The organism is Rhizomicrobium palustre, assembly GCF_011761565.1.
GTDB lineage: Bacteria > Pseudomonadota > Alphaproteobacteria > Micropepsales > Micropepsaceae > Rhizomicrobium > Rhizomicrobium palustre.
Genome location: NZ_JAASRM010000001.1, coordinates 2,576,487 through 2,589,204 on the forward strand (window position 1 = coordinate 2,576,487; position 12,718 = coordinate 2,589,204).

Here is a 12,718-nt window from a genome sequence, read left to right on the forward strand (position 1 = left end):
TGTTCCGTCTATATGCGTCTACAAGAGATGCGGAGGAAAGACGGGGTGGACAAAAGATGTGGCAGAAAATGAAAGACTCGGCCCATTGCCCGCACAGCCATTTCGGAAAAATGGCTTAAGCCGCGGCCAAGCAAAGTTACGGCTTGCGCTGTTTACCATGCTGTTCCTGTGTTGCATCGTGCGCGGGCAGTTGCGTGGCGAAAACAGAGGCATAAGAAGAAATGGCACGATGTGAGATGTTGCCATCGAGGGGGAGCGGTTTGTTTTTGCAGTGCAACAGAGAGTTTTCTAAACTGAGGCCCTAAATCTTTTGCCTAGGGGAAAACCATGTTCGAACGTGATGAAAACAAATCAAGCGATACCCGCTTGGCCTGGATCGAGCCGAAGATTGAAGAACTGCATGTCAACGAAACCGCCGCGGCATCAGGCGGCGGCGCTGATGGCGGAACGTCAGTTAACAGTCAGCGCTCCTAGTCTAAAACGCAAGACTTTACGGTATTTCGAATCCCACGGTCCAAGTCTTGGCTGTGGGATTTTTCTTGGCGCCAGGGCTGAATGCGCTCGTGGTCGTGATGATAAAAAACGCCCCGGCGTAAGCCGGGGCCAGTTTCACCGTTCATTTTTTCAGAGTCGATTTAGTTGTGAATATTGAGGTTGAGACCGGAGGTGTTGGTGATGAAGGTATCGTTGATGGCCTGGAGCCAATTAGACGGCAGAACGCCCAGTGCGGCGGGTTCCAGAATGGCGTTGGGGACCGAATTGTTCGCGCGATAATACCAGTGCAGGAAACCTTCCGGATCGCTGCCGGAGCCGTCATTGACCAGGGCGCTCACGCGATCAGCGCTATAAACCGTGCCCAAGACAATATTGGTGGTGCCGACGATGGGATAGCCCGCGGTCGGATCGGTCACGAAGGGCGCCCAGTTTTCGGGGTTGCTGCGTGCGCTGCCGCTCGGCGGTGTTGCTGTGGCATAGGCCGCGATGGCATCGGCCGCCGTGGGGTCGACATAAGTCGAAGTGTGGCTGTTCAGAAGAGCGGCCGCCGGGTTGCCGTTGGGGGTCGATCCCACGGCGACGCTCGCCGGCAGGGCGTAATCGGCGCCGATATAGCCGATCGTGCCGGCATTGGCATGGATGGCATCCGCCACGCCGCCGCTGGAACCGTTCAGTACGATGCCCTTGGTGGAATTGACGTAATAGCTCTTCAGCCCTTCCGGCAGGTTGGTATAGGTCTTGAAGCCGCCATCAGCGCCGCCATTGGTGCTCAAGAAGAACTTGTTGCCCGTGACGCCCGAGCAAACATTTGCCAGATGGCGGGTGAGGATGGAGGTCGTGCCCGAACCATCGGAACGCCCAACCAGTTGGATCGGCGTGGAGGAGGAGACCAGCGGTGTGCCGTTGTTCAGCGCCGTCAGCTCCGCATTCTGCCAATCGGTGATGATGTGGTTGAAGATCTTGCAATAGGCCGATTTGTCGAGATGCAGTTTGCTGTCCGACGTGGCGATGTTAAGGCCGCTGGCGTTATAAGAGACCGCCACCGGATCGATCGAGAAGGGAAGCTGGATCAGAGCGCCCCAGCGGGCGGCCGGCTTCATATAAGGGCTGACATTGGATGCGGTGTTGTCCGTGCGGAAGCTGATGGTATTGAACGCCGCATCGGTACCGCCGTTGTTGTAAACTTCGATATCGCTGTCGCCCGCCGTGCCGTTGGTCAGAGCGGCATCGGAAAAGCCGAAGAAAGGATTGCCGAGATCGACGAAGCCGGACGGCACCGTGCCAAGCTGGGCTTTATCGCGGCTAAAAAAGCCCTTGATGCCGCCGGTCGAGTTGGAAATCAGATAATGGAACGTGTCGATGGCGTTGGCGGGGGTGTCGGTGGCCGGCGAGCAGGCGACCGTCTTCTGAGACGTCTTGTCCCACAGCTGCACCGCGTCATGCAGCGAGCTGCTGGCCGTCGGATTCGGCGGGTTGCTGATGGCAGAGGTGCCGGGATAGCAAGTCGTGGGGGTGGAACCTTTATGGGCGCCCCAAAGCTGGGCGGCATACGGCCCGATGAGGGACGAGCCGCCGGTGTCGAGGCTTTGGCCCGACCGGGCGGAAGCCGGCACAGTGATGAGAGCAAGGGCAGAGATACCTGCCAAAAGGACGTGTTTGGAAACAGACATGTGCTTCTCCAAGCATGGTTATGGATTGCCCGATAGCAACCCGCGGACCAGACAAGCCTCCGCATTGCGCATTCCTGCTTTTCGCAAGAATTCGCTAGGTCTCGCGAAGTGTTCGCGAAACGCTTTATGCCGTGTTGCTTGTTAGATCCGCGAAGACGCTAAGGCCGTAACCACGCCCGCGGCAATTCAAGATTGTGCGTCACAGAGAGATCGTGTCCATTTTTGCAATCTTGGCAGAAAATCGAATTCATCGATCTGTCGCTATTGCCGAATGGAATGCCATTTCGCCGCGCCTTTGCTGGTCTCGCCAATTCGGAGCGCGCCGACCCCGTCCGCTGATGTGCGGAACGATATACGCTGCCGTGATGAGCGATCGCTCAGAGTGATTTTGTGTGTAGAGCTTACAAAAATCCCAGTGTATCAGTCGTGCGATGTACTCGTGACGTTTTTATTTACGTTGATGTGTATAGGTGCCGCTGTTATCTTAGAAAGAAGAGGAAGTGCGAGTTTCAGCAAGTAGATGCTGCTCTGTTTTGGCACTTGAATATTTCATTTTGTGCCAAAAAATTTTGAGATAGGTCTTGCAAAACTCGAATTCGGCGGACGTCGTCATGACAGTCGTGCGTACAGTGCCGTTTCCGACTTTGGGGGAGTTGCTGCTCGCCAAAGGACTCGTCACGGGGGACACTCTCGCCCGGGCGCAAGTGGTGCAGGCTGAAACCGCAGAACGATTGGATTCCGTACTAACGCGGCTGGGCATGATTTCGGAGCAGGTTCTCGCCGATGCTGTTGCGGATGCCTTGGGCCTGGTGGTGGCAACTGCGGAGGATTATCCAGCCGAACCGTTGCTGGAAGGTCAAATATCACCGCGTTTTTTGCGGGAGATGCGCGCTTTGCCTCTGCGGGAAAGAGAAGGAGTGGTTGAGGTCGCTTTTGTCGATCCGCTCGATTCCTATCCGGCGCGCGCACTGGCGTTCAAGTTGCGCCGTCCCATTCTCTCACTGGTGGCAAAGGCCGGAGATTTTGATCAGGCGTTCGAACGTCTTTATGAAACGCGCGCATTGGAGCAGGGGGTGCTCGGTGCGAGTGCGGACGACATCGACCTTGAGCATCTGAAGGATTTGGCGAGCGATGCCCCCGTCGTGCGTCTTGTGAATGGAATTATCGCGCGGGCCGTGGAGCTTGGGGCTTCCGATATTCATATCGAGCCGGGTGAGGATAGTTTGAAACTTCGCCTGCGTGTGGACGGGGCTCTGCGGGAGGAGCCGTCCCTGCCGACCCATGTCAAAGCAGCGGTGGTTTCGCGTATCAAAGTTATGTCTAGTCTCGATATCGCAGAGCGGCGGCTGCCGCAGGATGGCCGGCTGCATTTTGCCGTGCGCGGGCACGGTATCGATTTTCGCGTTGCCACAGCGCCTACGGCGCATGGCGAGAGCGTCGTGTTGCGCATCCTGGACCGTTCGAGCTTGTCGCTGGATTTTTCCTCTTTGGGGTTCGATACCGAGGCACTCGCCGCGTATATGAAAGTACTGAAGAAGCCGCACGGCATTCTCCTTGTTACCGGCCCCACGGGCAGCGGCAAGACGACGACACTTTATGCGTCGCTGGCGGCTCTCAACACGCCTGAGGTCAAGATTCTGACGGTGGAGGATCCTATTGAATACCGCCTTTCCGGTATCAACCAGATCCAGGTGAAACCACAGATCGGCCTCAGCTTCGCCGCCGCTTTGCGCTCTTTTCTCCGGCACGATCCGGACGTCATCATGGTCGGCGAAATCCGCGATATCGAGACCGCCCAAGTGGCCGTCCAATCGGCGCTGACTGGCCACACTATCCTGTCAACTCTTCACACCAACGATGCGGCCAGCGCCATAACACGACTGCTGGATATGGGGGTGGAGCCTTATCTTATCTCCTCGGTATTGAACGGCGTTCTCGGCCAACGATTGGTGCGCCGGCTCTGTCCGGCCTGCCGCAGGATCTATCTTCCCGACGCGGATATGCTGGGTGCGCTTGGGCTGACCTCGAAAGCAGGAACGGAATTTTTCGAAGCCGTGGGCTGCGGGGCATGTAAGGGCAGCGGATTTCGCGGCCGCCTGGCGTTGATGGAATTCCTGCCGATGTCCGAGACGGTATCCCGCTTGGTGCTGACGCGTACGGAAGCGCGAGAGATCGCGCGTTGCGCGGAACAGGAAGGCATGCGGACCATCTTCGCCGACGGGGTCGCCAAAGCGCTTCAGGGGCAGACCACGCTCGGGGAGGTCTTGCGCGTCACGCAGGAATTCGCATGACCCTGTTCCATTACCGCGCCGTGTCGGTCAAGACCGGGGAGATGCGCCTGGGCACGCTCGAGGGGCCCTCGCGCGTGGCCGTGCTGGATAGTTTGCGCCGCTCCGGTCTGATGCCGCTCGAAGCGCGCGAGGGAAAGGGCACGATCAAGCCGCCTGCGCCTTCGCGACTGAATGCGGCTGGCCGTAAAGCTTTGGTGAGCGCCATCGGCGAACTGGCGGTGCTTATCGGCGCGGGATTGCCGCTCGATCGAGCGCTTGCGGTGTTGGCCGATCATGCCGCGCATCCGGCACTCAAGGCGGCATTTGCGGAGGTGCGCGAGGAGGTGAAGGGGGGGGGGCCTCTCGCGCGCGCATTGGCCAATTCGCCGCTGCTGAATTCTCCGATGGCGGTTGCGCTCGCCGAAGCCGGCGAAGCCAGCGGCCGCTTGGCGGAAGCATTGACGCGCCTTGCTGAAACCATGGATCGGGCCGAAACCTTGCGAGAGACAGTGACGTCCGCCCTGATCTATCCCGCGCTGCTGATCTGCGTGGCTGTCGGTGTTATGCTCATTATGTTGCTCGTCGTCATCCCGCAATTCGAGACCATGCTGTCCGATATGGGAGGAAAGCTTCCGCTCGCCACCAGCATACTTTTATCCGTCAGCCGTTTTGTGCGCGACTATGGACTCGTGCTCTTGGCGGCCTTGGTTGGTTCGGTGGGTGCGGTGCGCTATTGGTTTCGGCAGATAGCGACACGCCGCAGGCTGGAGCGCTTGGTTTTGCAGATGCCGCTGATCGGTAGTCTCATCCGTGATGCAGAAACGGCGCGTTTTTCCAGAACCTTCGCCACGCTTGTGGACAATGGCATCCCGCTTGTGACGGCGCTCATGATCGCCAGTCAGGTGATCGCCAACAGCCTCATGGTCGGGGCAGTGCGCCGCGTCGCCGAGAGCGTCAAAGAAGGTGGCGGCCTGTCGCGCCATTTCGCGGCAGAGAATGTCTTCTGCGGGCTGGCCATCAGCTTCATGCGAACGGGCGAGGAAACGGCACAGCTTGGCCAGATGCTCGAGCGGCTGGCGGATGTGCTTGATCGCAATGTGCGAACCAAAACACAGCGGCTCCTTGCCGTCATGACGCCCGCCATCACCGTCGGTCTGGGCATTATGGTGGCCGGGCTGATCGGCTGCATTATGACGGCAATACTCGGGATGAACGACATGGTGACGCAATGATGAGACAACGTTTTCTTAAAAAGTCGAGCGATGGCGGCTTTACGCTGATTGAGCTGCTTGTTGTTCTCGTAATCCTCGCATTGCTTGCCGCCATTGTCGGGCCGCAATTGCTCAAATATGTCGGCAGTTCTCGGACGCAAACCGCGAAAGTGCAGATTCAAAACGTCGTCGCCGCATTGGATCTGTTCCGGCTTGATGTCGGGCGTTATCCGACGGCGCAGGAAGGACTGACCGCGCTGGTTACGCCGATGCCATCGGCCGCGAATTGGAACGGTCCCTATCTGCGCAGGGCGGAAGCTTTGCGCGATCCCTGGGGGCAGCCATACCTCTATGCAAATCCTGGCAAGCACGGCGAAGTGGATGTGTACACGCTTGGATCGGACAAGGCGGAAGGCGGAAGCGGTGAGGCCCAGGATGTCGGCAATTGGTGACACTTCGTCCGAAAAGGGATTTACGTTGCTCGAGGTGCTGGTCGTACTTTCCATCTCTGCCATGGCAAGTATGCTGGTATTTCCCCAACTAGATCGTGCGTTCCATGTTTTGGCGTTGCGCCGGGCTGCGTTTGGCTTTGCCGCCGATTTGCGCAAGGCGCGGGCTGACGCGATAATGTCGGGACAATCGCAAGCCGTTACGCTCGATGCCAAAGGTGATGGGTATAGCACTCCGGCAGGGTGGCACTCTGCGTCGCATGGGGTTAGGTTCGCGGGCTCCGACGATGTTCTGCTGTTCTACGCCGACGGTACGTCATCGGGAGGGCAGATTTCCGTCAACGCGTTTCGACGCTACCTGGATGTCCGTGTAGATCCCATCACAGGCGTTGTTGCTGTCGGCCATCTGCCATGAAATTGGGGGCCGCAAGCGAGCATGGGCTGGCTCTGGTGGAAGTGCTTGTGGCACTTCTTATCATCACGCTGTGCCTGACCGCACTATTTCAGGTCGTCGCCGATAGTGCCGTGCGCGCCCGCCGATCTGAAACCATTCGCGCGGCAGGGCTTGTAGCCCGGTCGCAGATCACGTCGGCGGGCATCGCCTATCCGCTGCAAAACAACCTCCAGGGGGTAGAGGGACCGTTTGTGTGGGCCATTTCCGCCAAGCCCATAAGCAGCAGCGGTCAAAGCGATGCTGGTGTCCTGTGGCGTGTGCAGGTGTCTGTCCGCCTGCGCAGCGGAGGGCCGGTTCTGGTTCAGTTGAGGAGTTTGCGTCTTGCCGCGGGGTGATTGCAGCGCGCGTGAGCTGGGGTTCACGCTGACCGAAATGCTCGTCGCTTTCGCGCTGCTGGCAATGTTCAGTGTTTTGTTGGTGCAGGGTCTCAGCACCGGCGATCACTATTGGCGGGGCGCCGTGGATCGCACAGCGATTGCCGAGGCACTGGACAGCGCACAAAACGGTCTGCGGTATCGGATGGAACGCATTTATTTTGAGACCCGCTATGATGCGTCGCCGGCCTATCCCGGCTTCGACGGCACCGATTCCAGCATGACGTTCTACGCGCCGCCGCCGGAAAGCCAATCCCCCGGCGCTCTTCGCCGATATACGCTTAGCGTCACCACCGCCGGCGACTTGGTTCTAGCAAGCCGCAGTTCCTTGTGGGGACTTGTCCCAGACCGTATGAGCGGGCCACCGCTTGTCGAAACGCTGCTGCGCGGGGTGCAGAGCGTCGAGCTTTCCTATTTCGATGCAGCTTCAGGTAAAGGCTGGCAGAATAGCTGGCACAAAAGGCCATCACCGCCTGCGCTGCTGCGTGTGCGCGTGAATTTTCCCCCCGGAGACGGCCGCTGGTGGCCAGATTTTGTTGTACACCCCATAGCGACGATCGACTCCGACTGCATACGGTCTATGGACAACGGTCGCTGCGTGGGTCGCCCATGATGAGCATCCGAGCGATCCTCACAATGGATATGGCGTCCCTTGGCCACGGGCTGTATCGCGCCTGGTCGTGGTGGCTTGGCGAGATACGCTCGGTGCTTCCATCTGTCAGCCATGTGGGCGCGGTGGGAAAGGCGCAGCTTGTCGCTGAGTATGTGGATGTGCGGCTGGTGTTTCGCGAATATAGGCCAGGGACAGCTCTTCCCGTTCCTCGGTTTGGTCCGCCGGAAAAGCTGCTGCCAAAATCCGCGTTCGCTTTGCCGTCAGCAGATGTTCTGGTGCATGAGCTGGAGCTTCCGGTGATGCCGGTTGCCGAAATGCGCAAGGCGACGGCGATCGATCTCGACAGGCTGACGCCCTTTGCCGCCGAGGATGTCATCTTCGATTTGGAGCCCATGGAGAAGGCCGAACCCGGAAGTCTCACCTGCCGGGTCGCGATGGCCGTGGTGGAACGCGAAACATTGAAACAAAGCCTCAAGCAACTAAGCGAATCCGTCGGGATGCCGCGTTCCGTGTGCCTCGTTGACCATCACCTAGGGGTGGCGCGGTTCGATTTCCTCAAGGCGCTCGGTGAAGCGGATGGGCATGGCAATGGCCGGGTGTTGCGCAGCTATTGTTGGCTGCTAGTTGTTGCCCTGATGGTAGCAAATTTTGCTCTTTTCATCGTGCGGGATATAGCCAGCATTCATGCTCTGTCTGATCGGATCGATGCGCAGCAAACTTCGATTGCCGTCGCGAACGCGTTGCACCGGCGTGTTGTTGTAGAGAACCAACAGCGGCGCTTGTTACTACAGCGGCGCACGGAGACTTCACCATTGGCGATGCTCGCCACGGTGACCAATGCTCTGCCCGACGGGGCCTATGTTCAACGGTTTGAGTGGGACGGCGTCCGTTTGCGTTTAGCAGGTGTGGTGCAACCGAACACCGATGCGGTGGCCCAGCTGCGCTCGTCTGCCGTCCTGCGTAAGGTTCTGTATTCCAACTCACCAAAGCAGGCGGAAGGTGGCCCGTTCGAGGTCTCCATACGTCCAAGCAAGGCGCAGCGATAATGAGATTATCTCCGCGCGAGAAAAAACTGGCAGCTTTCGCTCTGCTCTTCGCGTTGGTTGCTCTGATTTGGTATGGCGCTTTGTTGCCGATCATCGACGGCTTTGCGGACCGCGCCGAAGCGCGTGTGGACCTTCGCGAGCAATACAGTCGAAACGATCACATATTGGCTGGATTGGCGGGGTGGCGAATGGCAGCGAAGCAACAATCCGACACTGAAGCGCGATTTTCTATCGTGGCGCCTACGCGCCAAGTGGGAATCGAAATTATCAACCGCAGGATTGCCCAGACCGCACGGGCGGTCGGCGGTACTGTCGTGGCATCTCAGGAAGTACATAGCGGCATTCCACGCGACTGGATCAGTGTTCGAAGCGACATGCGGCTCACACTGGGTCAGTTGAACGCCGTCCTGACACGTTTGCAAAGTGAGGAGCCCTATGTTGTGGTCGACTATCTCTCGATTGGCACCGCGGGCAATCCGCAGTCGAGTGAGCCCGATAGCCTCGCAGTCCGACTCGAAGTCTCCGCCCATCTTCACATCGAGACCACGCCTGCGTCAGGCGCGAATCCCGATCATGCTTAGCGGCGTTCTTCTCGGCGTTTTGGCACTGCAAGTCGCTTTGCCGGTGGATCCGGATCTGCCGGAAGCGACGCAGCTGCCTCCGCGCCGGGAGGTGATGAGGATCACGCCCATGAAGACAAACTATCCGGAGATTCTACAGAGGCCAATTTTCTCGAGTGATCGTCATCCGATGATGGAGCCGATGTCCGGCCTCACGCTGGTGGGGGTGGGGATCGCAGGGAACAAGGCGACAGCTTTGCTGCAGGACGTGAATGGACCGGTCATACGGGGGCGGCCCGGCGATATCGCGGCTGGCTGGAGCATCACCTCGATCGCGCCAGATCGCGTGCTTTTTGAACGCAAGGGGGAGCGCCGGATTTTGAAGATTGATGTTCAAAGCCACGGCGCCATTCAGAGCACGGTTGCGGAAGCGGGGAAAAAATGAGCCGAACAGGAATACTATTGGCGACCGGTCTAGCCGTGTTGGCCTCGGAGGTATCTTGTTGCGTCGTCTGGGCGCAAACCACGGAGCAGAGTCCGCCCGTCGCCATATCCCAACCGCTGCCAAGTCAGGAGACACCTAGGCAGCAAGACAAGCCAGCCGCCAAAGCAGAGGACCGCTCCTCATCAAGCGCCCAAGCGGGAGAAGTTCAATCGTCAACTGGTTCTCGCGAGCAAGACAAATCCGCCGTTTCCAAGCAGGACGACAAGGTCGTGTCGGCAGCATCCCGGGACGACGAGACGGAAGGTCTGCCGACGCGCTCAAGCATGGTGCGTGGCTCCGGTATCTTGATGGATACTTCTGTCGCCAAGCGCGGTGTCGCCAAACACAGTCCGAGTGATGTCACGTTGAACTTCGTTTCCGCCAGCGTGCAAGACGTTGCCAAAGCGATCCTCGGCGATTTGCTAGGCCTCACCTATACTGTCGACCCCAGCGCGCAGGGCTCGGTCACGGTGGAAACAACCTCACCCGTGCGCCGCGATCAGGTGCTTGGGATTTTGGAAACGTCGCTCCAGGCGGCGAAACTCACGCTGGTGCAGAATGGCGCGCTCTACAGCATTGTTCCGCTCAGCGCTGCGCAGCATCGCGGTACGCTCGTCGATCCCGGCAATAGCGGGTATGGCAGCGAAGCGGTACCTTTACGTTTTGTAAATGCCGCCGAGCTCAAGAAAGTGATCGATCCGCTCGTGCCGGAAAATGGTCTCAGCCTCGGCGACCCGTCGCGTAATGTCATGATTGTTACGGGGTCTGCGAACCAGAGGCAGACCATGCGCAATCTCATTCGGCAATTCGACGTGAACTGGCTGAAGGGGATGTCCTTTGCTTTGCTGGTGCCACAATGGTCGGATAGCCAGTCCGTAGCGACCCAGCTCAAGGAAATTCTCGATGCGGACGGCATGCCCACGCACGGCATGGTCCGCATTATGCCGATCCGTCAGGGCAACGGGATCCTCGTAATATCGGGACAAGCCAGCTATCTCGATCAGGCGCGCAAGATGGTCGAGATGATCGACCGGGAAGCGGAAGGCAGCCAGCGCCGCCTGTTCGTCTACAACGTTCAGAATGGGCGTGCTGCCGATATCGCCTCGGTTCTCTCGGCTGCATTCGGCGGGGGATCGCAGGCTGCCGGCCAGACGAATTTGGCCACGGCCGGCACGGCCGGAAAAAATGGGTCCGTCCCCTCTGCCAAAAACGAATTTTCGTCCGGCTCCGGGAACGACGTTCTAGGCACAAACAAAAGAACGGCCGATGCAGCGGGACAAGCCATCAAACTTGGCGCATCGGGTGAAGAAATGACCGTCACCGCAGACGAAACCAATAATGCTTTGGTCATATACGCCACGCCGCCGCAATACGAGATTGTGAAAAACGCGCTGCACAGGCTCGACGTACCGCCGTTGCAGGTTATGGTACAAGCTGCAATTACCGAAGTATCTCTGACCGATGAAATCCATTTCGGCGTGCAGTGGTTTTTCCAGGCCCGGCAGAACACCTACAACATGACACAAGGAACGGCGGCCGCCTTGGTGCCGTCCTATCCGGGGTTCAATTATATTTTCTCGAACAACGATAATATCAAAGTGGTGCTGAATGCGCTTTCCAACATCACCAAGGTGAACGTTTTGTCGTCGCCCCAATTGTTCGTTTTGAACAATCACACCGCGACCCTGCAGGTTGGCGATCAGGTTCCCGTTGCGACGCAATCGGCGGTGAGCACGGATACGGCGGGCTCTCCGATCGTGAACTCCATTGAATATCGCGACACGGGTATTATCTTGCGGGTAACGCCGCGCGTGAACGATAGCGGGCTGGTATTGCTCGATATCTCCCAAGAGGTCAGCGAAGTCGGCACGACGAGTTCCTCGAAGATCAATTCGCCCACCATACAACAGAGGCGAATTGCAAGCTCCATTGCGGTTCGCGACGGGCAGACCATTGCCCTGGGCGGGCTTATCAAGGAGACGCGCAACGACGCCAATGACGGCATTCCGTTCCTCAACCGCATTCCCCTTTTAGGCAGATTGCTGGGGTCGACGGATAATGTGCGGGGCCGCACGGAACTCCTTATTTTGTTGACGCCCCGCGTCGTGCGCAATCCGGGCGACGCGGAAGCGATGACGGATGAGATCACGTCCAAGATGAAGAGTATCGAACCGCATTCTGCCGCAGCGAGGCCTTTGTGATCCGCGAAAGCAGCGGTGATCGTGGAACGGCATACATTGCGGCGCTGCTCGCGGCAGTCGTCTCCACGTACATTGCACTTGAAATACTACAGACCGAGCGTGGCGTGTCCGCGGTGCTGGCCGCGGAATCGGGTCAAGCGCGTCTCATTGCGGCGGCGGATGCCGGGCTTGCCATGACGATATATCAGCTCGGTCTCAAAGACAGCACCCAGCGGCTGCGGGCCGACGGGCGGGTGCACGCCCTGTATTTCGAAGGTGTCAATCTGTCGATTACAGTTCAGGATGAACGGGGCAAAGTTCCTCTTAACAGCGCCGGGCCAGATGTCGAGCGGCGGCTCTTTGCTGCGGCCGGTGTCGAAGGTGAGCGCCTGGAGATTCTTGTGGACTCGCTCAATGACTGGAAAGACAGTGACGACAGTGCGCGGCAGCATGGCGCGGAATCCAGTTTCTATCGGTCGATGGGGTTTCCCCCGCGCAACGGCGAGATTCGTACGATCGATGAACTGGCAAAAATAAGAGGCATGGATAACGCGTTGCTTGAACGAATTGCGCCTGCGATCACAGTCACCAAGGGAATATTTGGAACATTTGAGCCGGCATTGGCGGTTCCGATGGCGCTGGTGGCCATGAAAGATCGCAACGGTGGTCAATATGATGCGGACAGGCGGCGCGAGATGCTTTCGGGTAATCAGCCCGCGCTCGATTTTTGGGATAAAATACCGGTGACCGGGCGCGTGCTCGCCGTCACAGTGCTCGCAACAGGGTTGGATGGCGGCAGCAGCTTTCGGCGCGACGTGGTCGTGCAGTTCACGGGAAATCCAGAGCAGCCCTATTGGATTCGGTTCGCACGTTGATATGGGGGTTCTATTAGCCAAACCGCATGGGATGGGC

Annotated in this window: 12 protein-coding genes and 1 pseudogene; 12 read left to right on the top strand and 1 reads right to left on the bottom strand. The window is 58.5% G+C overall.

Features of this window, described 5'->3' with window-relative positions; translation table 11 throughout:
- Nucleotides 1–327: 327 nt before the first annotated feature.
- Entirely contained in the window at nt 328–474 is a 147-nt protein-coding gene (locus FHS83_RS11485) for a hypothetical protein (protein WP_167083096.1), read from the top strand.
- A 161-nt stretch (nt 475–635) separates the two neighbouring features.
- Here FHS83_RS11485 and FHS83_RS11490 read toward each other — a convergent pair whose 3' ends face one another.
- Nucleotides 636–2,165, bottom strand: a complete 1,530-nt coding sequence (locus tag FHS83_RS11490) for a substrate-binding domain-containing protein (RefSeq protein WP_167083097.1) — start codon at nt 2,163–2,165, stop codon at nt 636–638.
- A gap of 611 nt (nt 2,166–2,776) precedes the next feature.
- Here FHS83_RS11490 and FHS83_RS11495 point away from each other — a divergent pair.
- The 11 genes and pseudogenes from FHS83_RS11495 (at nt 2,777) to FHS83_RS11545 (ending at nt 12,681) form a co-directional block, all read left to right on the top strand.
- On the top strand, nt 2,777–4,456 hold the full coding sequence (locus tag FHS83_RS11495) for a GspE/PulE family protein (RefSeq protein WP_167083098.1): 1,680 nt from the start codon (nt 2,777–2,779) through the stop codon (nt 4,454–4,456).
- A gap of 110 nt (nt 4,457–4,566) precedes the next feature.
- Nucleotides 4,567–5,568: pseudogene (locus tag FHS83_RS11500) on the top strand (type II secretion system F family protein); the annotation flags it as partial.
- Between the two features lie 95 nt (nt 5,569–5,663).
- Nucleotides 5,664–6,098: a type II secretion system major pseudopilin GspG gene (gene gspG / locus FHS83_RS11505; protein WP_208414535.1), complete on the top strand. Its 435-nt coding sequence runs from the start codon at nt 5,664–5,666 to the stop codon at nt 6,096–6,098.
- Nucleotides 6,082–6,510 (top strand): prepilin-type N-terminal cleavage/methylation domain-containing protein, encoded by a 429-nt coding sequence (locus FHS83_RS11510; protein WP_167083100.1) that lies wholly within the window; start codon nt 6,082–6,084, stop codon nt 6,508–6,510. The genes gspG and FHS83_RS11510 overlap by 17 nt, the downstream gene beginning before the upstream one ends.
- Nucleotides 6,507–6,884 carry a type II secretion system protein gene (locus tag FHS83_RS11515; RefSeq protein WP_167083101.1) on the top strand — a complete coding sequence of 126 codons (378 nt, stop codon included), beginning with the start codon at nt 6,507–6,509 and terminating at the stop codon, nt 6,882–6,884. Before FHS83_RS11510 ends, FHS83_RS11515 begins: the two co-directional genes overlap by 4 nt.
- A complete protein-coding gene (locus FHS83_RS11520) occupies nt 6,871–7,536 on the top strand; it encodes a prepilin-type N-terminal cleavage/methylation domain-containing protein (protein ID WP_167083102.1) in 666 nt (221 codons plus the stop codon). The genes FHS83_RS11515 and FHS83_RS11520 overlap by 14 nt, the downstream gene beginning before the upstream one ends.
- The gene (locus FHS83_RS11525) at nt 7,533–8,582 is read left to right on the top strand and encodes a PilN domain-containing protein (RefSeq protein WP_167083103.1); all 1,050 of its coding nucleotides are present in this window, start codon (nt 7,533–7,535) and stop codon (nt 8,580–8,582) included. Before FHS83_RS11520 ends, FHS83_RS11525 begins: the two co-directional genes overlap by 4 nt.
- Nucleotides 8,582–9,163 carry a type II secretion system protein GspM gene (gene gspM / locus FHS83_RS11530; protein ID WP_167083104.1) on the top strand — a complete coding sequence of 194 codons (582 nt, stop codon included), beginning with the start codon at nt 8,582–8,584 and terminating at the stop codon, nt 9,161–9,163. The genes FHS83_RS11525 and gspM overlap by 1 nt, the downstream gene beginning before the upstream one ends.
- Before the next feature lie 19 nt (nt 9,164–9,182).
- Nucleotides 9,183–9,587, top strand: a complete 405-nt coding sequence (locus FHS83_RS11535; protein WP_167083105.1) for a hypothetical protein — start codon at nt 9,183–9,185, stop codon at nt 9,585–9,587.
- A 269-nt stretch (nt 9,588–9,856) separates the two neighbouring features.
- Complete coding sequence (gene gspD, locus FHS83_RS11540; RefSeq protein WP_167083106.1) at nt 9,857–11,827, top strand: type II secretion system secretin GspD; 1,971 nt, start codon at nt 9,857–9,859, stop codon at nt 11,825–11,827.
- A complete protein-coding gene (locus tag FHS83_RS11545) occupies nt 11,824–12,681 on the top strand; it encodes a type II secretion system protein GspK (RefSeq protein WP_167083107.1) in 858 nt (285 codons plus the stop codon). The genes gspD and FHS83_RS11545 overlap by 4 nt, the downstream gene beginning before the upstream one ends.
- The last annotated feature ends 37 nt before the right edge of the window (nt 12,682–12,718 follow it).